This window comes from Rhodococcus sp. IEGM 1409 (genome assembly GCF_030056735.1).
GTDB lineage: Bacteria > Actinomycetota > Actinomycetes > Mycobacteriales > Mycobacteriaceae > Rhodococcus_F.
Genome location: NZ_JASHKN010000013.1, coordinates 72066 through 96272, shown reverse-complemented (window position 1 = coordinate 96272; position 24207 = coordinate 72066). Strand labels below are relative to the sequence as shown.

General features: G+C 61.4%; 24 protein-coding genes. 10 read left to right on the top strand and 14 right to left on the bottom strand.

Translation table 11 applies throughout. The features are described 5' to 3' along the window. Nucleotides 1-2 precede the first annotated feature (2 nt). The 6 genes from QM716_RS26565 to QM716_RS26540 all read left to right on the top strand — a co-directional run bounded on the left by QM716_RS26565 (nucleotide 3) and on the right by QM716_RS26540 (nucleotide 6587). Nucleotides 3-1766, top strand: coding sequence for a cholesterol oxidase substrate-binding domain-containing protein (locus QM716_RS26565; protein WP_283307190.1), 1764 nt, complete (start codon nucleotides 3-5; stop codon nucleotides 1764-1766). 926 nt (nucleotides 1767-2692) lie between these two features. Next, nucleotides 2693-2980, top strand: a complete 288-nt coding sequence (locus QM716_RS26560) for a MerR family transcriptional regulator (protein WP_283307189.1) — start codon at nucleotides 2693-2695, stop codon at nucleotides 2978-2980. Nucleotides 2981-3113: 133 nt separating this feature from the next. After that, entirely contained in the window at nucleotides 3114-4301 is a 1188-nt protein-coding gene (locus QM716_RS26555; protein WP_283307188.1) for a serine hydrolase domain-containing protein, read from the top strand. 233 nt (nucleotides 4302-4534) lie between these two features. Then, the gene (locus tag QM716_RS26550; protein WP_283307187.1) at nucleotides 4535-5299 is read left to right on the top strand and encodes a PE-PPE domain-containing protein; all 765 of its coding nucleotides are present in this window, start codon (nucleotides 4535-4537) and stop codon (nucleotides 5297-5299) included. A 257-nt stretch (nucleotides 5300-5556) separates the two neighbouring features. After that, nucleotides 5557-5679, top strand: coding sequence for a hypothetical protein (locus QM716_RS26545; RefSeq protein ID WP_283307186.1), 123 nt, complete (start codon nucleotides 5557-5559; stop codon nucleotides 5677-5679). 59 nt (nucleotides 5680-5738) lie between these two features. Further along, nucleotides 5739-6587 carry a sterol desaturase family protein gene (locus QM716_RS26540; RefSeq protein WP_283307185.1) on the top strand — a complete coding sequence of 283 codons (849 nt, stop codon included), beginning with the start codon at nucleotides 5739-5741 and terminating at the stop codon, nucleotides 6585-6587. 18 nt (nucleotides 6588-6605) lie between these two features. On the opposite strand, the gene QM716_RS26535 is transcribed toward QM716_RS26540, so the two are convergent. Both QM716_RS26535 and QM716_RS26530 read right to left on the bottom strand, forming a co-directional pair. Beyond that, nucleotides 6606-7913, bottom strand: coding sequence for an FtsX-like permease family protein (locus QM716_RS26535; RefSeq protein WP_283307184.1), 1308 nt, complete (start codon nucleotides 7911-7913; stop codon nucleotides 6606-6608). Next, nucleotides 7910-8602: an ABC transporter ATP-binding protein gene (locus QM716_RS26530; RefSeq protein ID WP_283307183.1), complete on the bottom strand. Its 693-nt coding sequence runs from the start codon at nucleotides 8600-8602 to the stop codon at nucleotides 7910-7912. Before QM716_RS26530 ends, QM716_RS26535 begins: the two co-directional genes overlap by 4 nt. A 127-nt stretch (nucleotides 8603-8729) precedes the next feature. On the opposite strand from QM716_RS26530, the gene QM716_RS26525 reads away from it, so the two are divergent. Then, nucleotides 8730-9479, top strand: a complete 750-nt coding sequence (locus QM716_RS26525) for an AraC family transcriptional regulator (RefSeq protein WP_283307181.1) — start codon at nucleotides 8730-8732, stop codon at nucleotides 9477-9479. Here QM716_RS26525 and zapE read toward each other — a convergent pair. Beyond that, nucleotides 9466-10419 carry a cell division protein ZapE gene (gene zapE / locus QM716_RS26520; protein WP_283307180.1) on the bottom strand — a complete coding sequence of 318 codons (954 nt, stop codon included), beginning with the start codon at nucleotides 10417-10419 and terminating at the stop codon, nucleotides 9466-9468. The two genes, QM716_RS26525 and zapE, sit on opposite strands and share 14 nt — an antisense overlap. A gap of 111 nt (nucleotides 10420-10530) precedes the next feature. Between zapE and QM716_RS26515 the strand changes: the two genes are divergently transcribed. Together QM716_RS26515 and QM716_RS26510 are read left to right on the top strand one after the other, a co-directional pair. Beyond that, nucleotides 10531-11097, top strand: a complete 567-nt coding sequence (locus QM716_RS26515; RefSeq protein ID WP_283307179.1) for a TetR/AcrR family transcriptional regulator — start codon at nucleotides 10531-10533, stop codon at nucleotides 11095-11097. A gap of 370 nt (nucleotides 11098-11467) precedes the next feature. Further along, nucleotides 11468-12262, top strand: coding sequence for a putative protein N(5)-glutamine methyltransferase (locus tag QM716_RS26510; RefSeq protein ID WP_283307178.1), 795 nt, complete (start codon nucleotides 11468-11470; stop codon nucleotides 12260-12262). A 135-nt stretch (nucleotides 12263-12397) separates the two neighbouring features. Here the strand turns inward: QM716_RS26510 and QM716_RS26505 are convergent, their stop codons facing one another. The 8 genes from QM716_RS26505 to QM716_RS26470 form a co-directional block, all read right to left on the bottom strand. Continuing rightward, nucleotides 12398-13198, bottom strand: a complete 801-nt coding sequence (locus QM716_RS26505) for an ABC transporter permease (protein ID WP_003945537.1) — start codon at nucleotides 13196-13198, stop codon at nucleotides 12398-12400. Next, the gene (locus tag QM716_RS26500; protein WP_283307177.1) at nucleotides 13195-14151 is read right to left on the bottom strand and encodes an ATP-binding cassette domain-containing protein; all 957 of its coding nucleotides are present in this window, start codon (nucleotides 14149-14151) and stop codon (nucleotides 13195-13197) included. The genes QM716_RS26505 and QM716_RS26500 overlap by 4 nt, the downstream gene beginning before the upstream one ends. 108 nt (nucleotides 14152-14259) lie before the next feature. Continuing rightward, complete coding sequence (locus tag QM716_RS26495) at nucleotides 14260-15720, bottom strand: MFS transporter (RefSeq protein WP_283307176.1); 1461 nt, start codon at nucleotides 15718-15720, stop codon at nucleotides 14260-14262. Continuing rightward, a complete protein-coding gene (locus QM716_RS26490; protein WP_283307175.1) occupies nucleotides 15717-16565 on the bottom strand; it encodes a mycofactocin-coupled SDR family oxidoreductase in 849 nt (282 codons plus the stop codon). The genes QM716_RS26495 and QM716_RS26490 overlap by 4 nt, the downstream gene beginning before the upstream one ends. 103 nt (nucleotides 16566-16668) lie before the next feature. After that, complete coding sequence (gene acmB / locus QM716_RS26485) at nucleotides 16669-17862, bottom strand: methyl acetate hydrolase AcmB (protein ID WP_502942151.1); 1194 nt, start codon at nucleotides 17860-17862, stop codon at nucleotides 16669-16671. 126 nt (nucleotides 17863-17988) lie between these two features. Continuing rightward, nucleotides 17989-18399, bottom strand: coding sequence for a VOC family protein (locus tag QM716_RS26480; protein WP_047269632.1), 411 nt, complete (start codon nucleotides 18397-18399; stop codon nucleotides 17989-17991). Between the two features lie 134 nt (nucleotides 18400-18533). Then, nucleotides 18534-19538 (bottom strand): AraC family transcriptional regulator, encoded by a 1005-nt coding sequence (locus QM716_RS26475; protein ID WP_283307173.1) that lies wholly within the window; start codon nucleotides 19536-19538, stop codon nucleotides 18534-18536. Nucleotides 19539-19569: 31 nt separating this feature from the next. Beyond that, nucleotides 19570-20121 carry a GNAT family N-acetyltransferase gene (locus tag QM716_RS26470; protein WP_283307171.1) on the bottom strand — a complete coding sequence of 184 codons (552 nt, stop codon included), beginning with the start codon at nucleotides 20119-20121 and terminating at the stop codon, nucleotides 19570-19572. Between the two features lie 84 nt (nucleotides 20122-20205). Here QM716_RS26470 and QM716_RS26465 point away from each other — a divergent pair, with 84 nt between their 5' ends. After that, nucleotides 20206-21504: an HNH endonuclease signature motif containing protein gene (locus tag QM716_RS26465; protein WP_283307170.1), complete on the top strand. Its 1299-nt coding sequence runs from the start codon at nucleotides 20206-20208 to the stop codon at nucleotides 21502-21504. 109 nt (nucleotides 21505-21613) lie between these two features. On the opposite strand, the gene QM716_RS26460 is transcribed toward QM716_RS26465, so the two are convergent. From QM716_RS26460 to QM716_RS26450, 3 genes are read right to left on the bottom strand one after another with little or no spacing between them, the layout of a single operon-like run. Next, nucleotides 21614-22783: a lipid-transfer protein gene (locus tag QM716_RS26460; RefSeq protein WP_283307169.1), complete on the bottom strand. Its 1170-nt coding sequence runs from the start codon at nucleotides 22781-22783 to the stop codon at nucleotides 21614-21616. Next, nucleotides 22780-23205 (bottom strand): MaoC family dehydratase, encoded by a 426-nt coding sequence (locus tag QM716_RS26455; protein ID WP_283307167.1) that lies wholly within the window; start codon nucleotides 23203-23205, stop codon nucleotides 22780-22782. Before QM716_RS26455 ends, QM716_RS26460 begins: the two co-directional genes overlap by 4 nt. Before the next feature lie 2 nt (nucleotides 23206-23207). Next, nucleotides 23208-24206, bottom strand: a complete 999-nt coding sequence (locus tag QM716_RS26450) for a bifunctional MaoC family dehydratase N-terminal/OB-fold nucleic acid binding domain-containing protein (RefSeq protein ID WP_283307166.1) — start codon at nucleotides 24204-24206, stop codon at nucleotides 23208-23210. Nucleotide 24207: the final 1 nt, after the last annotated feature.

The window sequence follows — 24207 nt, the reverse complement described above, 5'->3', positions numbered from 1 at the left end:
AGATGACGGCACAAGACGAAAAGTTCCGACTGTCCCGACGAGGTTTCATGGCCGCTGGAGCCGGCGCCGTGGCAGCGACCGCATTCGCCGGCTGGACGCCGGCCTACGCCGTCCCCGCCGGCTCTTCCGGCTCCGCGGGTGGTCCCGTCTCCACCCTCACCCCTCCGCCTGCCTTCCCCGAAGGCATCGCCCTCTACCAGCAGGCATATCAGAACTGGTCCAAAGAGATCATGCTCGACGCGATCTGGACCTGTTCGCCCAAGACGCCCGAAGACGTAGTCCGCCTCGCCAACTGGGGCCATGCCAACGGCTACACCATCCGCCCTCGCGGTGCCATGCACGGTTGGACGCCGCTGACCATCGTCAACGGTGCGCCGGTCGACAAGGTCATCCTCGCCGACACCACAGTCCATCTCACCGGCGTCTCCGTCAACGCGGGTGGTAGCCCGGCTACCGTCACTGCGGGACCCGGCGCGACCCTCGACGCCATCACCACCGCACTGCAGGCACAGGGCCTCGGGTTCGCGAACCTACCGGCGCCTGGTGTGTTGACCATCGCCGGTTGCCTCGCCGTCGATGCCCACGGCGCGGCTCTTCCCGCCGAAGGCGAAGCGCATGTTCCCGGACAGACTTTCGGCTCACTCTCCAACCTGGTCACGTCCCTGACCGCAGTGGTCTGGAACGGCAGTGAATACGCGCTCGAGACGTACGCGCGTAGCGACGCGGCGATCAAGCCGCTGCTGACTCACCTCGGACGAACCTTCCTCACCTCCGTCACCTTGCAAGCCGCTCCCAACTACCGCATGCGCTGCGTCAGCCACACCGACATCGGTTGGCAGGAACTCTTCGGTGCCCGCGGCGCTTCCGGACGCACCTTCGAGAAGTTCGTCCGCGAAAACGGTCGCGCAGAAGCAATTTGGTACCCCTTCACCGAACGTCCTTGGATGAAGGTGTGGTCACTTGCCCCCACCAAACCGCCGTTCTCGCGTGAGGTGACCGGGCCGTACAACTACATCTTCTCCGACAACCTTCCCGAACCTGTCACCGACATGATCGGCCAGATCAACGCCGGAAACCCGGGCATCGCACCGGCATTCGGGCAGATCATGTACGCCACCACCGTTGCCGGGCTCGCCGCGACCTTCGCCAACGACCTGTGGGGATGGTCCAAGGACGTCCAGTTCTACATCCGGGCCACCACCCTGCGCCTGACCGAAGGCGGCGGAGCCGTCATCACCTCTCGTGCCAACATCGGCCAGGTCATCCACGATTTCACCCAGTGGTTCAACGGCCGCATGGAGTACTACCGCTCCATCGGACAGTTCCCCCTCAACGGCCCCGTCGAAATCCGCTGCTGCGGCCTCGATCAACCGTCCGAGGTCGAGGTCGACTCGGCAGGCGCCCCCACCATCTCGGCCATGCGCCCCCGCCCCGACCATCCGGAATGGGACACCGCCATCTGGCTCAACGTCCTCGGTGTCCCGGGAACTCCCGGCATGTTCGCGTTCTACCGCGAAATGGAACAGTGGATGCGCAATCACTACAACAACAACGACGCCACCTTCCGCCCCGAGTGGTCCAAGGGCTGGGCGTTCGGCCCCGACAAGCCGTACACCGACACCCCGATCATCACCCAGGGCCTCCCCCAGACCTACCGCGAGGGTGTTCCTTCGAGCGACAACTGGGACACCGCCAACGCCGCCTACAACGCGTTGGATCCGCACAAGGTCTTCAGCAACACCTTCCTGGACCAGTTGCTGCCCTGAGTTTCAAGTACCAGGCACACGCCCTGACAACTCGACGGTCGTCGCCACTCCTCTGTTTCGGGAGTGCGGCGACCGTCGTGCGTTGCGGCGAGCAACATGAAAAAGTTACCTGGCATCTCGACCCGGTCTTCTCGCATCCGAGAACCGGTGAAGGTGATCGTGAACTGTCGGAGTGGACACGCACACGCCCGACTGGGCAACGGATTCAATCGCGATCAGGATGCATCGCCTCGTGCATGCTTTCCACCGCCCGGGCGTGGGTCGAGAGCTCTGACCGAGCAGACCGAATCGAGGCACTACTGCTGCGTGCCCCCGGCTCGGACGACGCCGAGTCCTCTTCGTGGTTCGAGGTACCACCTGCGGGATGCTCGGAGGGGCTGGTTTGCTCTTCCCTCTCCGCGCGGGCACGCAACAACGACTCGGACTTCGGGGTATTTCGCATCGGAACATTGTCCCAGATCCACCTCGTACGTCTCGCACCGCGCGCTCGCACCCCCGGTGACCAGGTCGTTCCCGATCAGCAGTACCTAGAAAGTTCGCATCAAAATATCTACAGCAGTTGGGGTAGACATTCTCGCAAGGGTGTTGTATCTTTTCTCTCGTAGCAAGGAACGAGTCAAGAGATGCGGGAGAAATGAACTACCCGCAAGCAGTACCGCAGGGCAGGGACGTGCCGGGGCCGAATTCGTGTGTGAGTGTGTAGTCGGACCCGGCACCCCCCTTCAAAGCGGCTATCGGATGTCTTGTGCGAGTCCGGAAGTTCGAAAGAATGCAGTTATGTAAGTAAGTTCAACCCCATCCGGCCCCCGGCGCACCTCGCGCCGGGGGCCCCGTCCGTTCAGTGAAAGAAGCGAGCCATTTCGGCAGATATACCCCCGGGTGACCCGTCCGGCAGATTCGACGACGAGAACTACCCGGCATACAGCATGGGACATGCCGCCGAGATCCTCGGCGTCAGACAAGCTTTCCTTCGCAGCCTCGACGCCGCGAAACTGCTCACCCCGCAACGCTCCGAGGGCGGGCACCGCCGATACTCCCGCTACCAGCTTCGCATCGCAGCCCGCGCGCACGAACTTGTAGCCAACGGCACGGCGCTCGACGCGGCTTGCCGCATCATCATCCTCGAAGACCAACTCACCGAAGCCCGTCGCATCAACGCCGAGCATCGGCAAGCGCGGGACCTGCGAGAGGAACCGGACGCGGCACCCGAATGAGGGCTGCACTGAAAACAGCAGTTGCCCCTTACGGTCGATCTGATCCCTCCTCCTTTCAACTGCGGTAAATTCGGCCAATTGGGACATTGCTAGGCGTCGGTTGCTCGATTTCCACATCGAAGGGATCGCAGGCATGAATTCCTCCCACCACCGCACTCGGGTGCGGCTAGCCGCTCTGTCGATCGCCTTGACCGCTGCCGTCGCCACCGCTGCGTGCAGTTCCGACGAGGACTCCGCAACAAACACGAGCAGCGCATCTCCCAACACCTCGAGCAGTCAGGAATCCACCGAGATCACGGATATCGTCCGCCGTCAGGTGGCCGACTTGGGCCTCAGTGCCGCTGTGTTCGGGGTGTGGCGGGGCGACGACGAAGTTGCTCTCGGCGCCGTCGGAGAGTCCCCTATCGGAGTTCCGGCGACTACCGACATGCAGTTGCGCGTCGGCCAGCCGATGGAGCCGATGCTCTCGACCGTCCTGCTGCAACTCGACGAAGATGGCACGCTGCCACTCGATCAACCGATCGCGAAGTGGGAACCGAACTTTCCACGCGCAGATACGATCACTCCGCGAATGCTGGCCAACAGCACGTCGGGCATCTCCGACTACGTGACCGATCCGCAGTTCCTGAAACTCTTCACGGACAACCCGATGAAGGGCTGGACTGCTCAGGAGATCCTCGATCTAGCCAACTCCCGCCCACCGCTGTTCGAACCCGGCACCAGTTGGGCGTATGCGCACAGCGACCTGACGCTGCTCGGCGACGTCATGGAGAAGGCGACCGGAAAGCCGCTGGGCGAACTACTTCAGCAGCGCGTCTTCGATCCGCTCGGGATGGATCACAGCAGCGTTGTGCTCACGTCGCAGATGGACGAGCCGATCCTGCACGGCTACACCAATGAACGCGGAGTGTTCGAAGACTCCACTTTCTGGAATCCGACGGCATTCCTACACAGCGGAAACATGAACGCGACGGTCGCCGACGTCGGGAAGTGGGTGCGCGCACTGGGCACCGGAGAGTTACTCTCCGACAAGGCTTTCGAGCAACAGATGGCGCCGACGACTGCGGGCTTGGGAAGTATGACGGCCGACAAGTTCTTTTCCTTCGGGACCGGACACCTCGACGGTTGGCTGGTGATGAACCCGTCGTACGGCGGTTACAACGGCCTTGCGCTCTACTACCCCGACTCGAAGACGACGATCGTTGTCTACGCGACACTCGGGCCGACAACCAACGCGGATCTCAACAACGCCGTGACGATGGGCAAGGCGATCGGCACACTCCTCGAGCCGGATCACCCACCGCAGGTACCGACGCCGTGACCCGCCACACACGCCGGTAGGAAACAGCGTCGGCCTGCAACTTCCTGTTTACGCACGGATTACCTCCAGGACTTATCGCCCCATCACCATTCTCTTCAGTACCGAACGAAACGCGTCGGACCGCGGGTTGTCTCGCCAATGAACGAGAACGTAGATAGATGGGGACAGACCCGATGAGGAAATACGCGATGTCAGTGGCCTGCACGGTTGCAGTCACAGCGGGGGTGACTCTAGTGACGTCGGTTCCTGCCGGAGCGGCCCCGAATGACGGTGGGTCGTGCCCGTCCGGTGCGGTATTCGCAGTTGGCGGAACTTGGGATCCGACGGGACAAACGACGCAACCCGTCACCGACCGCTACGTAGCCCAGGGTTACGCCTCCAAACCGGTAACCTACCCGGCTAGCTTCTGGCCGCTCGGCGATCAGACGTACGACCAGAGTGTTGCCGTCGGCGCCCAGACGCTGCGCAGCGAAGTCAACGCTTTTCACGCTCAGTGCCCAGGCAGCGAGATCGTCGTGACCGGGTACTCACAGGGTGCGCGGATCGCCGGCGACGTGCTCGGCGACATCGCGCGCGACGGATCCATTCCGCAGTCGCAAGTCGAAGGTGTGCTCTACGCCGACCCCCGGAATTCGGCCGGAGGTATCGAAACTGTAGTGCCCAATGTCGTTCCAGGAGCAACGATGTCCGGAGCACGCAGCGGATTCGGTGACATCGCAGTGCAGGAAGTCTGCATCGAGGGTGACGGCATCTGCAACATGCCCAAGCCCCGTGATGCTCCCGAGGTGTTCGTCGACTCGGTATTCGGATACTTCACGAAGCACAACACTTATCAACCGATGATGTCGCAGCCCGCGCCGCCTGCTCCCCCGGCGTTGCCGCAGACACCCTCGGTGCCACTGCAACCCGCTGACGTTGCCACCGCGATCGTGACACGTGTCGTCGAGAACATCACTCCGTATCTGAGCGCTGCACTCGCCACCGTACTGACGAAGTAGGTCTGCACGGGCGACTCGGGCATGATCGACGGGTGGCCGCTTCTCGTGTGATTCGTGTACTGCTGTGGACGGTAGCCGCCCTGCTTGTCTCGACGGCCACTGCCTGCTCCAGTGAACAGGTCGGACCGATCAGCGTCGAGTGACTCGCTGACCCAGCTCCCGGCGTGCGGGCAGCGGTGCACCAGGAGCACCCCTCGAAGAATCCCCACTCGCCTTGCACAGCAGCGACTCTCCGACTCGACGAAAACGATCAACGCATGTTTGTCATCGACATCGCGACAACAACCTTCCGCGCGGTCGAGACCGACTCACCGGTTGCGACGGCCTTGACAGAGGACCTCTCGGACCACCCAGAAGTACGTATGGCAGTTTTCGACTGACTGAAAGTCGACCGATTCGTACAAGTCGAGGACCACCCGCGCCGTACACCATCGAATACATGCTCACGTTCATCGTCAGATACGGGTACGTCCCGTTCATGCTCTTGGGAATCAACGGAGCGGCAATTGCGCTCGCGGCATCCGGTGCGCCGAAATGGTCGCTGGTGGCATTGATTCTCTTCGCAGTGGTCTGCTCTTTCGCGGCCGAACGGGCACTTCCCTACGAATCTTCGTGGAATGCCCCGGGAGCTGACAGGTTTCGCGACGCAATCCACGCGTTTGTCAACGAATCACTCATCCTGGTGAGTGTCGCCGTCATTCCGTTGATGGCAGCGGTGATTCCATTCGACGGGTTGTGGCCGAGCAGCCTTCCGTTTGTCGTTCAGGTTGTGTTCGCAGTACTGGTTGCGGATTTCGGTATCACCGTCGTGCATCTGATCAGTCACAAGATTGGATGGTTGTGGCGCTTTCACGCAGTCCATCACAGCCTCGAGCGGTTCTACGGCATGAACGGACTCATGAAACATCCCGTGCATCAGACTTTCGAAACCGCAGGCGGCGTCCTGCCGCTGATCCTTCTCGGGATGCCCGTCCCGGTTGCCTCGGCACTCGCGGTTTGTGTCGCTGTCCAACTCTTGCTTCAGCATTCGAATGCCGACTACCGAATCGGTCCTCTGCGTCCGATACTCGCGCTCAACGCCGGTCACCGATTCCATCATCTGAAGTGGGCTGGAATCGGTGACGTCAACTTCGGATTGTTCACTCTGATCTGGGACCACCTGTTCCGTACCTATTCTTTCGATCCGGAAAAGCGATTCAGCAGTGACGATCTCGGTATGGCGGCCAAGCCCGACTACCCGGACGACTATCTCAGCCAGTTGGCGGAACCGTTCCGGAGACAGAACTGACGGACGACGGGTTGAGATTCAGCCCGCGAGTACCCGTCGCATGACGGGCCTGGCCGCGAATGCACTGGCCAACACCAACGCGATCCCCGCTGCCAGGGTGACGCCCAACTGAACGAGCGCCATCGGAGTAGTCAGCACGGCGGCCCCTGCCAGCGGGAAGAGGAACAGCAGTGCCGCGCCGGCACCGGCCAGTGCCATCACGACGACGGGAGTGCGAACGTGCCGCATGCGTGCGCTGTCCATCACCTCGATGGGTGTACCGGCCAGTGTCAGGCTTCGATACAACTCGCGGTTGTCGAGGATCCCGGATACCTGGGTGAGCGCGGACGAGATGGCAGCCAACGTGAATGTTGCTCCCAGAGTGAACAACACACCGGTTCGCATGTCCGCGAACAGGAACTCCTGTCCTGGTTCCAGATCTCGCCCTTCCCCGTTGCCGATCGCGGCGAGCAAAGAGGTTCCGGCGGCAACAAAACTTGCCATCGTCACACCGCTGACCGTGCGCCACACTGCCTTCGGATTATCCAGGACCCGACGAGCCGCAATCAACGACGCACCGTCTTTGGCGCATTTGAGCATGATTTTTCCGAGCACCAAGATGACAAACGGACCGACCAGCGCAACCACGCCGAAGCAGACACCCAGTCCCACTAGAATGGCCGCGATACTTGCCGCGGAACCTCCGAATGCACTCCATCCCAACAGAACCCCGACACCCGCAACAGCAAAGATCATCTTCGGTGCGGCACTGGGATTGCCCGCCGTGACGCCCAACGGGCTCACGAACACCTGGCGCATCCCGAGCATCGACGTCAAAGAAGCCAGGACGGTCATACCGAATACGATGCCCACCAAAGGAAGTGCGCCTACCCAGAGCTCACCCCACTCGAAGGTCCGGCCTTGAAATCGCAAGAGGGCTACGAGTGGCAACGCGAGGAAATACCCCAACACGCCGATCAACGCACCGCCCAAACCCTGGATACCCGATTCCGCAGCGCACAGCGCAACAATCTGACGGGGGGTGGATCCGATGAGTCGCAGCGCGGCCAGACGTTCGTCTCGACGACGGGCACCCAGGCGGGCCGCCGCCAGACCGAGAGTGACTGCCGGGACGATCATCAACACGGAGGCAACCCCGGCGAGCGCGAGATATGCCGCTGCCCCGGATTCGCTCGATCTGCCCGCAAATGCACCATAGCCACCGAGAACCGTGAGCAACAGGGTGGTTGACGCGGCGAAGGCCGATACGGGTAGTGCGAAGGTAATCAACGCCTTTCGGCCTTCGCCTCGCACCGTCATCAGAGCGACGCGCGCTGTGGCTTTCATGCCGCCACCTGTGTCCCGACGAGCGAACCGGCCTGCATCATCATCGTGCGATCACACCATCGAGCAACTTCGGCGTCGTGAGTGACGACGACCAACGCCGAACCGATCTGTTGCGCGGAATCACGCAGCACCCTCATCACTTCCCAGCTTGTCTGTGCATCGAGCGCACCGGTCGGCTCGTCTGCAAACAAGACTGCGGGTTTGGTCACCAACGCTCGGGCTATCGCGACACGTTGGGATTGCCCGCCCGACATCTGACCCGGGCGACGGTCCTGCAGCCCGTCCAGTCCCAAGGGTGCGAAGAATCCGTGCGCCGTCCGCTTGGCTTCCGCGATGGACAACCCGTTGAGCACCAAGGGCAAAGCGACATTCTCGATCGCCGGAAGCTCCGGCAACAGCTGACCCGATTGAAAGACGAAACCGTAGGATTCACGCCGAAGTCGACTCCGATCGTTCTCACCGAGGTTCTCGATATGCCTACCGCTCAACAGGATCGCGCCCGAATCAGGCTTCACGATTCCCGACATGCAGTGCAGTAGAGTCGACTTCCCCGATCCTGACGGGCCCATGATCGCCGTGGCAGTGCCCGCACGGACTTCCAGCGATACACCGCGGAGCACTGGCACGTCGCCGTACGACTTGCCCAGCGAGTGGACCGACAGGACTGCGGGTGATTGTGCGTTGTTCATGAGTACAGCCTCTCGCGAACCCCTCACCTACACATCGGCCCAGCGCACGATCTTCGAACTCACCTCGGTCCTACCGGAGGATGACCGGACCCCGAGGTCTGTCAGGGTCGTCACTATCATCGCTGACATGACCTGGTCCGGCGACGTCCACATGCAGCCCGGAATACTCATGTTCACCGGCGCCGTCGGATCGGCGCACACGCATGCGCACGCAGCTGTTCAGATCATGATCGTCGACGCCGGGTCCGTCACGGTCACCGACGGAAACGGTGACAGTGAAATCGTGGGAGCCGTGATCGTTCCCTCCGGAGCGGTGCACTCGTTGTCCGCCTCAGAGGGCGCGCGGGGACGGGCGATCTATGTAGATTCCACCACCGGAATGGGCCGGCGCATCAGGCCGCCTGAATCCGACCACGGCGGCGTGGCCGAATGGTCAACTCGTGGAGGGACTGCCGTAGCGAAGACGGACCGCGGCGTTTATTCGGACCTGAATTACGCAGCGAAACTGATCGATTCACTCTCCGAGAGCAGGCAGCCGTCGAATGTTGACACACTTCACCCTGCTCTCGAGCATGCTCTGACGCTACTGCCCGAGCGAATTTCGGGCCCGATAACGCTGACGGACACCGCCGCGCTGGTCTCCATCTCGCCCGGGCGGTTGGGAAGAATCTTCAACGATCAACTGCAGATGAGCTTTTCGACCTACATTCGTTGGCTACGGCTACTACGCGCCATGGAAGTGATGAGCAGCGGCGCAAGCCTGACTACCAGTGCACACGAGGCCGGCTTCACCGACAGCGCCCATCTCAACCGGGTCTGCCACAGTATGTTCGGGCTCACGCCCAGCGCTGCGACCGGCGATCTCACCTGGAATTAACCCTATCCATTTGTGACCTCGCCAGTAGCGACAGTCGGCTGTAGAGGCGAGCCAATCCGGGAACGTCCCGAAGACTGCCCGCCACTTCCTCCACACCGGCAGCGGCATACACGGTCAGCCGTGCATCGGCGTCGTACAGAACATCGACGACATTGCCGAAGCGGCGGACGGCAAATTCCGAAGCTTCAGCGAGCGCCGGCACCCCGAAGATCACCCAGCCGTCGAAGCGGGAGGCGAGCTCGAGATAGTCGGCCGCCGAGGTCGAACCAGCACACAGCACCTCGAAGTCGAACCAGACGACACCGTCTCGAATCGCCGAGCACGCCAATGCGCGTGTGCCGATCGTCAATTCGACACCCTCACCCGAAGGCCTCACGATTTCCGAGTCGACGAGGAATTCCCCTGTCGCAAACCGGTAGTCCCCGGCGCTTGGCTGTCCTGCTGTCCGGTAGTCGACGGAGCCGCCCAATTCGATCACCTCGAGAGTCTGCTCGATCAACTCGATCGACGGCACGAACTGTTCGTGAAAGAGCGGATTCGGAAGAAGGTCGGTCGGCGGGACATTGGACGTGACAACAACAGTCACACCCTTCGCGACGATTGTATCGAGAACCCTTGCCATGAACATCGCGTCAGCGACGTCGTCGATGTGGAACTCGTCGAAACAGAGCACGCGGATTCCGTCCACCACGTGGTCCAGCGCTGAACCCATCGACCCGAGTTCGTGCGCCCGGGCGTGCAGGTTTGCAAAGAACCGATGAAAGTGAATGCGCCGCTTGCCGACCAGGAGCCTGTCGTAGAACTCGTCCATGAGCATCGTCTTCCCGCGACCGACGCTTCCCCAGAGATAGATCCCACCCCCGACCTCACCGCGGGAGATCCGGGCCCGCAGTGCGACGAGGGCTTCACGTGCCGCCAACTGCTCTTCGTCCAGTAGCATAAGACTCCTCTACATCTGTAGAGTCGAGGCTAGCGACCGAACGTAAATCGAGTCAATGTGACCCTCACGACGCACTATCAGCAGCACGCAGCATCGACAGCAAGGAACGACATGAAGTCCGACCGCAGAGCCCTCATCGCGGCATCGGCCGTCACGGTCATCGCCGAGCAGGGTCCACGTGCACTCACCCATCGGGCCGTCGATCAGTCGCTGGATCTACCTTCCGGTTCGACGTCGTACTATTTCCGCACTCGCGAGGCACTTCTCGAGGCAACTGCATTACACATCGTGCACCGATCACGTTCGACTTTCGGCGAACTCCGCGAAAGGCCAGGAAATCCTGCCGCTGTGACGGCCGAGTATCTCGATGATCTTCTCTCTCGGCGCAGAAACGAATTGATCGCGCGATATGCACTACTCATGGAAACTCCCCGCGATTCGGCATTGCACCAACTCCTCGAAGGCAGCCTGTTTTCACTGGAGAAGGCAAGACCTATCTTCGAAACCATTGGCGTTGACGATCCTGACGTCGCTGCGACAAATTTCCTGAGCCTTCTGGAGGGCTTGATCTTCGATCATTGCCTCGGAGCGCGTAGCCGAGATCTTCGCTCCTCCGAAACCGTTCGGCAACTTCGAATCCCGATCGACATCTACCTGCGCGGAGTTGGCGCCACCTGAAAGACTCTGGTCAGCAGAGGCTTCCGGTGCAGGGTCGTTGTCCAGCGAACGGTGCCGCAACAAACGGGGTGCTGCCTGGAACCGAAGCCTGAACGGGTCCCAGGTGATTTGTGGGATAGGTACGGAATGCAAAGTCCACGCCGTTGCCGGCGAGGTCAGCAGCAAACTTCAAAGTCAGTGGTGCCGGAACATCGATGTCCGAGACCCACATCAGCCAGCCAATCGATTTCAGACCCTAGAACAGCCTTACCGATTGGTCAACCTAGATTCCCACTCCACATTCCCCGTTGTCGCGCGCCTGCTCCGGTAAGGTGGCGGTGTTCTGTACATGCAGGTCCCCCGCGAGATCAGGAGGCCGAAGGGCTCTCTCATGTCAGCGCCTGATCTCCCGACCTCTCCCCCTTCGCAGCAGAATTCGGTGGCCGTGATTCTCCGAGCAGCCGGTTGTGTATTCGCCGAAGACGAGGCTCGCTTACTCCTTCATGCCGCACGCTCGCGCGACGAACTCGACGCGATGATCGGTCGACGAGTTGCCGGCGAGCCACTCGAGCCTGTCATCGGGTGGGCAGAATTTTGTGGATTGCGCATCCGCATCGACCCTGGAGTATTCGTCCCCCGCCGACGCACCGAACTCCTCGCTCGACAGGCCTGCGCACTCGCCGACTCGGGAAGCGTCGTCATCGACATGTGTTGTGGCTCAGGAGCTGTCGGGGCAGTGGTGCAGGCGATGATCGATACTGTCGATCTCTACGCGGTGGACATCGAACCTACAGCGGTTCGGTGCGCTCGCCAGAACATCGCACCGCCCGAGCGTGTACTCGAAGGCGATCTGTACGGCCCACTGCCGACGAAGTTACGAGGTTGTGTTGACGTCGTTGTCGCCAATGCGCCCTACGTCCCCACCGATTCAATCCGACTCATGCCGCCCGAAGCGCGGCTTCACGAACCGCGGGTCTCGTTGGACGGCGGTGCCGACGGCCTGGACCTACAGCGTCGCATTATCGCCGATGCTGCACCGTGGCTACGACCGGGCGGCCATCTACTCGTCGAGACGAGCACGGAGCAGGTCGAGACGACCGTCGAAACATTCACTCGGGGAGGGTTTCTCACTCGTGTGGCGACCTACAGTGAGACCGCATCAACAGTGGTGATCGGTCAGTGCTGAACGATCGAATCATGAAGGCACGGACCATTTCCGAGTGTGGGCGGCAATCCACACGTCGCCCGGCGTATCTCAGGCTGATTTTGTCGATGCGTTCGGGCTCCGGCACATACCCACCTACCGGCCGGAACCACCAGGTCAGCGGCTGACTGCCTTCTGATACCGACGAATAGCGAACGGTACGAAGACGATCAGCAAACCGAAAGTCCACAACAACGACGCGATGACCGGATTCTGCAGTGGCCACGCATCCGGAACCGTCATCGCGGGATTGGTGTTGCCGAACAATTCACGCACCGCCTGAGTCACCGCCGACACTGGGTTCCATTCGGCGATCACTTTGAGTGGCCCGGGAAGATTGGTGGTCTCGACAAAAGTATTCGCGATGAACGACAGCGGAAAGATGACGATGAAGCTCGCGTTGTTGAATACCTCCGGCGTCCGGATCCAAAGCCCGACAACAGCCATGACCCATGACAACGCGTACGCGAAGAACAGCAGCAGCGCATAGCCCGCCACCGCTTCGAGGAAGCTGGAGTGAATCCGCCACCCGACCAGTAATCCGGTCAACGACATGACCACCAAACTGATGACGTTGATCAACACGTCACTCGATGTTCGGCCGGTCAGCACGGCGGACGGAGCCATAGGGAGCGATCGAAATCTGTCGATGATTCCTTTCTGGATGTCTTCGACCATCCCCAAGCCAGTCCAGGTAGCACCGAATATGACAGTCTGAGTGAAAATTCCGGCAATCAGGAATTCTCGATACGACGTGCCCGGGACGGAGATCGCGCTGCCGAAGACGTATGCGAACAAGAGCACGAACATGATCGGCGACAGAGTGGTGAACACCAGAAGATCCGGAACGCGCTTGATCTTTATCAAGTTTCGCCTGGCAATGGTCAAACCGTCTTCGAGCGCCATCTGCACGGTCATTTCTGATCCTCCAGTTCAGCCTCGTGCCCGGTCAGTGTGAGGAAGACATCGTCGAGAGTAGGTCTGCGAAGGCCGACGTCGAAAACGCGGATGCCTCGTGCCGACAGAAGATTCAGCGCTGCGACCAACGCGTCGGTGCCGTCGTCGACAGGAACGGTGACACGACGGACATTCTCTTGAACCTGAATGTCCCCCACGGCAAGCGAGCGCAATTCCTCGCGGACGATATCGAGGTGTTCGACTTCGTGCACACTCAATTCGATGCGCTCACCCCCGACCCGCGCCTTCAACTGGTCTGCGGTACCGCGCGCGATAACCGAACCGCGGTCGATGACCGCGATCTGGTCGGCCAACCTCTCGGCTTCTTCCATGTACTGCGTCGTAAGCAACAGTGTCGTACCCTGCGCCACCAATCCTTCGATGACATCCCAGAGGCCGAGTCGCGCACGAGGATCGAGGCCGGTGGTCGGCTCGTCGAGAAACAGCACCTGCGGGCGAGCAACCAATGCGCCTGCGAGATCGAGACGGCGGCGCATGCCACCGGAGTAGCCCTTGACCGGGCGATCCCCGGCCTCCACCAGATCGAACTGCTCGAGCAATTCTCGTGCTCTGGCCTTACTGCTTCGGGCGCCGAGGTGATAAAGCCTCCCGACCATGTCCAGATTCTCGTAGCCCGTCAGGTACTCGTCGACCGCGGCATACTGACCCGAAGCGCCGATCTTGGACCGCAACGCCCGCGCATCCTTGACCACGTCCAGCCCGGCAACCTCGGCGCGACCACCGTCCGGAATGAGCAGCGTCGTGAATATCCTTACCGCAGTGGTTTTTCCGGCACCGTTGGGACCCAATAGAGCCATCACCGAACCCTCGCGCACTTCCAGGTCGATGCCGTCCAATGCCGTGACGCCGCCGTACTTCTTGACCAGCCCCTCGGCCACAATCGCTTCGGTCATGAGCCCTCCCGCATCGGTAATCCGTCGGTAGTCCGTTCCCCAGTGTGACCCAGGAGGCCGACACATTCCAAGCGATGACGGTAACGAAGATCGAGTGAGTCCGTCGACTCACCCGATCTTCGTTGCGCCGTCGATTTCAGCTGCAGTTGCTGACTCGAGCAGTGATACCGCACCCGTCCGATCCACCCTCACTGCCAACGTCACAGCAGCGGCTAATGCCGATACGCCTGCTCCGATCCAGTACAAAACCGCGAACGAATGCAGGGTCGGCACAGTGCTCGCACCGATCACCACCGTCGAACCGGCCAATACCGCAGCCGCAACAGCGCTTCCGGTGGAGGTACCGACCGAGCGGAGCAAGCTGTTGAATCCGTTGGCCGAGGCAGTCTGATGGATCGGTGCAGATTCGGTGATCAGCGTCGGCATGGCTGCCAGGGAAAATGCAACACCAGCTGAAACCACGGCAGCGCCGATCACGATATTGACCAACGTCGGCGTCAACAGCACACGCAAGACGTATCCGATTGCAATGACGATCGCACCTGACGCCAACGTAACCTTCGCTCCCCATCGCCTCGTCACCTTCGACGACACCGGCGCCAATCCGATCATCAGAACTCCGCCCGGCATCATCGCCAATCCGGCTTCGGCGGCTGAGAGTCCGAGACCGTCCGCCGACGCGAGGGGCAACTGAAGTTCCTGCGTCGCCGCCAACGCGCTGATGAACATGGCAAATCCGAGTAACACCGCGCAGACGTTCGAGACGAGAATCGGGGCGCGAAGGGAAGTCCGCAGGTCCACCAACGGTGCTGGCGTGTGCAGTTCCCACGGAATCCATCCACAGAGCAAGACCACCCCGGACGCGACCAGAACGAGAACCTGGGGGCTTCCCCAGCCCCATTCAGTTCCCTTCGAAACGGCCAGCAGCAGTGCAGTCATGGCGAGTGTGAGGACTGCGGCTCCCAGAAAGTCGAAGCGTCCTCGACTTTTCACAGCCGATTCCGGCACCACCAGCGGCAAGACGACTACCAGTACAACCCCGAACCCGCCGGTGACCCAGAAAAGTGCGGGTAATCCCCAGTGCGCCGAGATCACCCCCGCCATCGGCATACCGAACATGCCGCCGATACCCAGCGTTGCGCTCATGAGAGCAACTGCACCACTGAGCTTTTCCGGGGGAAGGACATCGCGCATGATGCTGATTCCGACGGGCAGAAGCGCCGTCGCGAAGCCCTGCAACGAGCGACCGAGGATCAATAGCCAGAAACTCTGACTGAGCGCAGCAACCATGCATCCGACGATCATCACGACAAGGCAGACGAGCATCATCGCGCGCTTGCCGAACATGTCGGCAAGTCGGCCGATGAGAGGGGTCGCGACGGCACCGGTCAGCAGTGTCGAGGTCACCAGCCACGAAGCGGTGGCCGACGATACTCCCGATGCCGTCGCGAACTCGGGCAGCACCGGCACCACCAAGGTCTGTTGCAGCGCGACCACCACGCCGCTCAGACTCAAGACGCCGGCGACCCACCCGGTCCGCGCTTTCGCGCGAGCAGCCTCGCCTGTCAAGCGTTCGAGCGAGCGGCTACTCCGGCGTCGACAGGAACCACGATGCCACTCATGTGGGCACTCGCATCGGCGGCGAGGAACAGGACGACTCGCGTGACCTCGAAGGGATCCAGCCATCCGATCGGCTGCGCGTGCAAGGTCGCGTACACAGGTTCGACGTCGTCTGCCGTAGGCGATTCGAGATCAGGCCGCATCATTGCGTACATCATGTCGTTGTGAATCATCGGCGTCGAGATATTGCCCGGTGCAATAGCATTCACGGTCACACCCGAGTTGGCCAGTTCGAGTGAGACACTCTTCGTCAAGCCGATGACACCCCACTTGGAGGCGCCGTACGCCGCCATTTGGGTGCCGCCGGATCGACCCATCATCGAGGAAATCGTGATGATGCGACCGTAACCACGTTCTGCCATTCCCCCTGACACGGCCACAACGGTGTTGAACACACCGGTCAGGTTCGACGAGATGACCTCGTTCCACTGAGCCGACGTCATCGACGTAATCGGAGCGGGCACGGACACACCGGCGTTCGCGACTGCGATGTCGACGCTACCGAACTCGGATTCCGCGCGAGCAACGAGCGCGTCCATTGCTTCGCGATCAGCAGTGTCCGCCTTGACTGCAATACACCGGCGGCCCGTGGCTTCCACCAAACGAACGGTTTCCTTCAGGTCCTCCTCGGTTGCGAGGGGGTAGGCGACGACATCACTGTTCTCGCACCGATCGCAGATCACGATGTCCGCGCCACGCTCCGCGAATGCGATAGCGTGGGCGCGTCCCTGACCGCGTGCGGCGCCGGTGATCAGTGCAACTTTTCCTTCGAAGCTGCCTTCGAGGCTGTTCATGCCGTCTCCTAGTTCGTCGTATGCCAGCGTGCGCTGTACTGCATGCGTACTCCGAACCCGCCCGAAAGAAATGGTCGATCCCGGACAGCGGGAACCTAGCCGATCACCGGTAGACGGCGGTCTCGAATTTCAGGTACCCGTTGATGGATCCTGCGTCCGCGAACGGCAGAATCTGCGTTGCCCAGAAGCCACCGACACCGGTCTGCCGGTCGATCCAGTAATAGAGGTTGGCAAGACCCGCCCAAGCCAGCGACCCGGCCGGCCGGCCGGTGGGTGCCACCTCTTCATTTGTCATGAAGGAGTATGCCCATCCCTTTGGTACGCCGGGGAAGAATTCCGCATCGTTGGACAGTGTCGGAAGAACTCCGGGCAACAACCCGACGTGCTGGCCTTCGAGTCCGTTCTTTACGGCCGCAGCGACCGTCTCCGGCGACAACACGCGGCCCGCAGTACCCGCGCCGTCGTTCAGCCACATACGGATGAACTTCATGTAGTCGCCGACAGTGCCGTGCAAACCGTGACCACCCATGTGTACCTCAGGTTCGGCCGGAAGCTCGAATCCGATGAGCGGAGTCAGGCTTCCGTCGCTCTCGCGCTGATGGATCGGTGCAAGTCGATCCTTCATCGACGTGCTCATCGTGAATGCCGTATCCGTCATCTCGAGAGGTTCTAAGATGCGCTCGCGCATGACATCGCCGAGTCGCTGACCTCGAATCGACTCGACTACCTGTCCGGCCCAGTCGATGTTGGTGCCGTACTCCCACTTCTCACCCGGATCGAAGAGCAGCGGTGTCGTGAGCGCGGCTTTGCTACACGTGATGACACTGGGCTGCCCGTGCTCCTGCGAAAGCCGATTGTAGGACTCGTTGAAGAAGTCGTACCCGAACCCTGCGGTATGAAGGAGAAGCATTCGAGTGGTGATGTCTCGCTTGGGTTCCCGAAGAACGGGGTTTCCACCGGCATCGAAACCATCCAGGACCTTCAGCTCACCGATTTCGGGAATATAGGTCGCAGCAGGCGCATCGAGATCGAGCAACCCCTCCTCCGCACATTGCAGGACAGCGGTACCGGTGATCGCCTTGGTCGTGGAGAAGAGCGCAAAAGTTGTATCAAGGGTCATCGGTTCGCCGTGGCCGAGAGTCCGCTCACCGGCTGCGCCCTCATAGATGTTGCCTTCTCGATCCGTGATCATCGCGACGACACCCGGGACACGGTCAGCCCCCTGAGTTGCTCGCGCCAGCACGTCGTCGAGGTGCTGCTTCGAAAGGGGTTTCCGCGCAATATCTTCGATCGTCACTGCATTTCTCCATCCGACTCGCCACTTGTCTTGCCGAACAGAATGTAACGGCGATCACATACCCGGTTCTGCCTCGAAACGGCAGGAAATCTGTCTCGTTTCGGCAGAACCGGGCAGAGCTTGGAGTCAGCTCTGGGGCGCCCCGATATTCACCAGCCAGGAAATGCCGAATTTGTCTGTACAGGCGCCGAATTCGTCGCCCCACATCTGCTTCTCGAGTGGAACGCTCACCGTTCCCGTTCCCGACAACTGCTCCCAGTACCCGCGCAGCACATCGCCGTCGTCGCCGCTGAGGCTGACCGTGATGTTGTCGCCGGGGTTGTACGGCATGCCGGGCGGAGTGTCGGCACCCATCAGGGTGTATCCCTGATCGGTTTCGAGCATTCCGTGCATGATCTTGTCGCCGCCTTCACCGGGATTGCCGAATTCACCGAACGTGCTCAGCGCCAGTGTGCCACCGAAGATTTCTTTGTAGAACTCCAACGCCTCACGGGCATTGCCGTTGAAGCTGATGTACGGATTGAGTCGAGTTGCCATGACGTACTCCTAGCTCGTGGGATTGCTGTCACGTTCGAATTCAATCCTTGCAGAACGCTCCGACACGAAACAACGGATCAGAGCAGTTCATCCACTGTGTAAACCGATCGTCATGACCGTTCAAACAGCTTTCCTCAGAGTCGGTTCCGAGTCTCGGAAGGTAGCTCCTCGAACCGTTTCCGGTAGGCCGCCGCAAACATACCCAGATTGACGTAGCCCCAGGCGTTGGCGATTTCGGAGACGGTTCTCCCGTCGGAACGCAACAGTTCGCTGCGTACTCCCTCCAGCCGACGCGCGCGCAGTCGTTGACCCGGCGTGGTGTCTCGGTACCGTCGAAATCCCGCAGCGAGCGCTCGGACGCTGACGCCCACCGCAGCCGCGATCTCCGACGCCGTCGGCACCGAGCGCGCGAAGGTATCGATGTACTCCTCTGCCGATCGCACGTAGGCCGGTTCGGCGGAGGCGACGACGACGACGCCGAGTTGCAACCCGGCCTGCGTCGCCCACTCCTCCAGAAGCTGAGCCGTGACGAGTTCTTGAACCCTGGCGCCCAGCCTTTCACCCGACATCGCGTCGGGCGACTCTGCAATTGCGCGAACGACGTAGTCCATCAATGCCAGCCAACTCGAACCCCGCCCACCGATAGTGCACTTGTGCCGCCACAGGCGGTCGTCGGGAACCGACCCGTACCACTGCTGGGCATGATCGGCGACAAGCTGATGCGGCACAGTGAGATTCAGCTGCAGATGATCCTCGTCGAATTCGACGAAGTAGTCGGTCCGGCTGCAGTCTGCGACAAAGGTCTCCCCCACTCCGGTATTCGCCGCAACGCCCCGGCCAAGAGCATGCCGACCGTTACCTCTGATCGTCGTCAGAACCAGAATGTTTCCGGCTTCAGGCGAACATTCACCGACGGAGACTGGAATCCCGTAACAGAATCTGGTGACGTCGATCTTGCCGACCGCCGCCGAGTACATGTCCGAAGCCGGCTTCAATCGACTTCCGATCGGCGTCACCGTATACGGCATGTAGATGTTGTCGGACCACTCCTTGATGCGGTCCCAGTCCTGAGAGAAGGCCTGATGATGCTGCATGGTGGGCCGACCGGCCGCGTCGATGAGCAAGGCGTCCTCGAACATGGTTCGAGTATCGCACCAGGGCCGGGGAAGGTCACGCAAAGTCAGGTGACGTGATCTCTGCTCGTACGGCGGCAAAAAGCAGCGAATCGACCGCGGTCCCCCGGATCACCATGTGCGCCCGCATCAGCCCCTCCTCCACCATGCCGATTTTGGCGAGCACCGACGCCGACGCCGAGTTCTCCGGACGACACGTTGCCTGTACTCGCTGCGCTCCAAGGCGGGAACAGGCGAGTTCCAGAACCGCGCGCCCTGCCTCGGACGCATAACCCTGCCCCTGAAACTTCGGGTTGACGACAAAACCGAGTTCGGCCCGACGGTGCGCAGCGGATACTTCCCAAGCAGCTACCGAGCCGATCACTGCTCCGTCAGCCCTCGACGTGATCGCCAGGGTGAACGAGCGACGTTCGACGAACCCAGCTTCGAGTGCCGCATCAGCAAGGAACGCCCTGGTCACCGCGGGAGCGTTCGGGCCCCAATCAACATATCTACAGACAGCAGGGTCGGACGCGTATTCATGGACGGCCTCTTCGTCCTCGGGCGTGAAATCTCGCAGAACAAGGCGTTCCGTAGTCAACGTGAACATCCAGCGATCCTAGATTGGGTTCGAAATATTGCTTGACTCGAACGTGTGTTCGAGTATTCTGTGTGTAGGGGATCGGGGGATTCAATGACTGTCTTGTTGTCGGACGTGGTGTCGGGTTCTGCGGTGGGGTTACGTGGACGCCTGTGGCAGTTGTCTGCTGCGGAGTTACGCGAGGCTGCGGTGTCGGCGAGTGCGGAGATTCTGCGTCTCGAAGCGGTTCGGGTGGCGGTGGTGGACGAACTGTCGATGCGCCCGGATGATCAGGTGATCGCCAGCCGCGGAGTGGGTTCCTGGTTGGCGGCGAACACGATGCTGCAGGTTCGGGACGGGAAGAAGATCGCCGCCCTCGGCGAGGCGTTGCGGCCGTTTCCGGCGGTGGCAGCGAGATTCGATGTCGGGGATTGCTCGTTCGATCACGCCGTGCTGATCGTCGCGTTCTGTGAGTCCCCGCCGAAGGGGATGCCGAAGGAGGCGTTACCTCGCTGTATCGACCTGTCGCTTGCGGCTGCGTCGGGGGTGGAGGCGACGACGACGAAGGTGCGGCACGTGATCGCGACCTTGGAGCGCGTGTTCGAATCCGATGAGATTCCGCCCGCCGAAGACGTGGATCGCAACGAGCTCCGGATCGCCTCGACGCTCAATGGCCGGGTGGTGGTGCGAGGCGATTTCGATGCCCTCACCGGCGAAATGCTGCTCTCCGCGTTGTCGAATCTGACGATGCCGACCCCGGCGCCCGATGGAACCCCCGACGCACGGTCGGCGGCGAAGCGGACGGCGGACGGGTTCACCGAACTGATCCGCCGCTACCTCGACTGCGCGAAGACCGGTACCGACGGAGGCCAACGTCCGCACGTGAACGTGCACATCAACGCCCGGGGCCTCGCCGAGCATCGCGACTGCGCCGCAACACCGTCTGATGGTGGAGCGCCTCTGTCGGATCTCGATGTCGGGCATATGCCGTGGTTGGGGCCGCTGTCGGTCTCGCAGACGAGGTTGTTGGGGTGTGATTGTTTCCTCTCGACCGTCCTACTCGACGATCACGGCGCACCATTGGATGCGAAACCCGGAAAACGATTGGTCACCGCCGAACAACGCGTCGCCCTGATCGCCCGCGACAAGGGCTGCGCCTTCCCGGGGTGCACATGCGTACCGGCGTGGACGGATGCGCACCATATCCGGCACTGGGCCAACGGTGGCCCGACGGTGATGAACAACCTGGTCCTGCTGTGCCGTTCACATCACCGGCTGATGCACCGCACATCCGGGTTCGCCGGAAAATGGGCGATCCGCATCGGCGTCGACAACAAACCGTGGTTCATCCCGCCGCCCTCGATCGACCCGCAGCAGCACCCCAGGCCGGCGAACACCACATTCAAAACCTGAGAACCGCTTCTCGGGGACAACAGAACACGGCCAGGCTCCGCATCGGACATCAGCACCCGATACGGAGCCCACAGGCGGTGACGCTCGATGAAGCCGCGCCCACGATCAATCAGCGAGTCAGCACAAGCCCCGATGTCGGAACGCCCGTTCCCGCAGTCACCAGTACATTTTCGACGGAGTCGACCTGGTTGACCGAAGTACCGCGGATCTGCCGAACTCCCTCAGCGATACCGTTCATCCCGTGAATGTATGCCTCACCGAGCTGTCCACCATGGGTGTTGATCGGAAGCTTTCCACCGAGTTCGATTGCGCCACCGGCGATGAAGTCCTTGGCCTCTCCCCTGCCACAGAAACCGAGTTCCTCGAGCTGCATCAATACGTAGGGCGTGAAGTGGTCGTAGAAGACCGCCGTCTGCATGTCCGACGGGCGCAGCCCACTTTGTGACCAGAGTTGATCGCCGACAAGGCCCATCTCAGGTAGGCCGGTCAAACCGTCGCGGTAGTAACTGGTCATGATGTATTGATCTGCCCCGCTGCCCTGTGCGGCGGCTGCGATAACGGCAGGGGTGTTCTTCAGATCCTTGGCTCGTTCTGCCGAGGTGACAACGATGGCGATGCCGCCGTCGGACTCCTGGCAACAATCGAGGAGATGCAAAGGTTCGGCGATGAATCGCGAATTCTGATGGTCCTCGAGGGTGATCGGTTTTCCGTAGAAGAATGCCTTCGGATTGGTGGCTGCATGCTTACGGTCCGCGACGGCGATTCGGCCGAAGTCCTCGCTGGACGCTCCGTATACGTGCATGTACCGCTGCGCGACCATCGCGACAAACGATGCGGGCGTGCCCAATCCGTGAGGATAGGAAAAAGCATTGTCTGTGCCCGACGAATTGACCTGCGCTACAAGGCCGGAGTTCACCTGACCGAAACGCGCACCCGATCGCTCGTTGAACGCGCGGTAGGCAACGACGACGTCCGCGACGCCAGTGGCGACAGCCATTGCTGCCTGCTGAATCGTCGCCGCAGCGGCACCGCCGCCGTAGTGGATACGGCTGAAGAACTTGAGGTTCGGGATGCCCACCGAACGAGCCACTGCCACTTCAGTATTGGTGTCCATGGTGAACGAGGTAAGACCGTCGACGTCGGCGGGTGTCAGACCGGCATCGTCCAACGCGGCTTGAACAGCCTCGGTGGCCAGTCGCAGTTCACTGCGACCGGAGTCCTTCGAGAAATCCGTGGCGCCGATTCCGACGATCGCCGCCTTACCGGACAATGCGCTCATTCAATGTCTCCGTTCGAGCCCGACGCCGGAAATGCCAGTGTTACCTGCGCAGTGATGTGATCTCCCAGACTGTTCTTGCCGACCACCGCGAGCGAAACTAGATCCTCGTCGTAGGCGGTCACCGTGCCGGAGAGCGTCAACGTGTCGTAGGCGTACCAGGGCACTCCGAGGCGGAGTTTGATCGACGTGAGTACGGCCCGCGGTCCTGCCCAGTCGGTCACGAATCGCTGCACCAGGCCGGTGTCGGTGAGGATGTTGACGAAAATGTCCTTCGAGCCGCGTTTCTGTGCGAGATCGCGGTCGTGGTGAACATCTTGAAAGTCGCGGGTAGCGAGCGCTGCCGAGACGACAAATGTCGGGTCGCCGTAAATCGAGAGCTGCGGAAGAACCTCTCCCACAGTGATATCCGTCATCGAAGTCACCATCACTCCTTCACCGCAGAAACCGCAGACACCGCAGACACCGCAACCGGCTGCCAGGCGTAGAGAGTCCAGGGGGTGCCGCCTGTCTCGTCGTCACCGGGAAAGTCGAGGTAGATCGCCTCCACCTCCATTCCGATCGACACGTTCGAGGGATCGACACCTCGCAATTCGCCGAGCATCCGCACACCCTCCGGCAGTTCGACCAGGGCCACGACAAACGGCAACGACCGACCAGGAACCTTGGGTGCGTGGTGAACGACAAAACTGAAGACCGTTCCCCGCCCGGACGCGACCACGTAGTCGGTCTGCTGCGACTTGTCCTTCCAGATCGCGGGCACCGGCGGGTGCTGCACCGAACCATCCGCACGCAGTTGGATACGCAACTCGTGTGCGGCGACACCATCCCAGAAGAACTGTGTGTCGAGAGACGCCGTCGGGCGCAGCATCCGAGATGCGTCCAGGTCCGCAGGCACGTCAGTTGGGGGCGTCTCACTGACTGGCGGCGCGAACTTCAAGATCCGGAACATCATCTCCGAGACCAGTTCTCCGCCGACTCGCCAGTAGCTGCGAGTAGTGAAGAACCACCCTTCACCGAGACCTGTCTTCTTGGGCCCCACAACATCTTCCAACACCGACGAGATGGTGACCTCTTCACCCGGCTTCAGGTAGCGGTGGTAGATCTGATCGCAGTTGGTCGCGACGACGGACGTGAATCCGGCCTCGTCGAGAATGTCCGTCATCCGGCCCAACGGATCGTCGGCTTCCCGAATAGCACCCAGGCCACGCATCGTCCATACCTGCGCCATCGCCGGCGGCGCGACTATGCCGTCGTGTCCGGCGGCGCGGGCAGCCGATTCGTCGACGTAGATCGGGTTCTCGTCTCCGATCGCCTCGACCCAGTTGCGGATCATCGGCAGGTTCACGGGGTCTCGGCCGGCGCGAGGAGCGCTTGGCCCGTCCTCTCGAACCCGTTCGGCAGCAGTGAGAATGGGATCTGACACG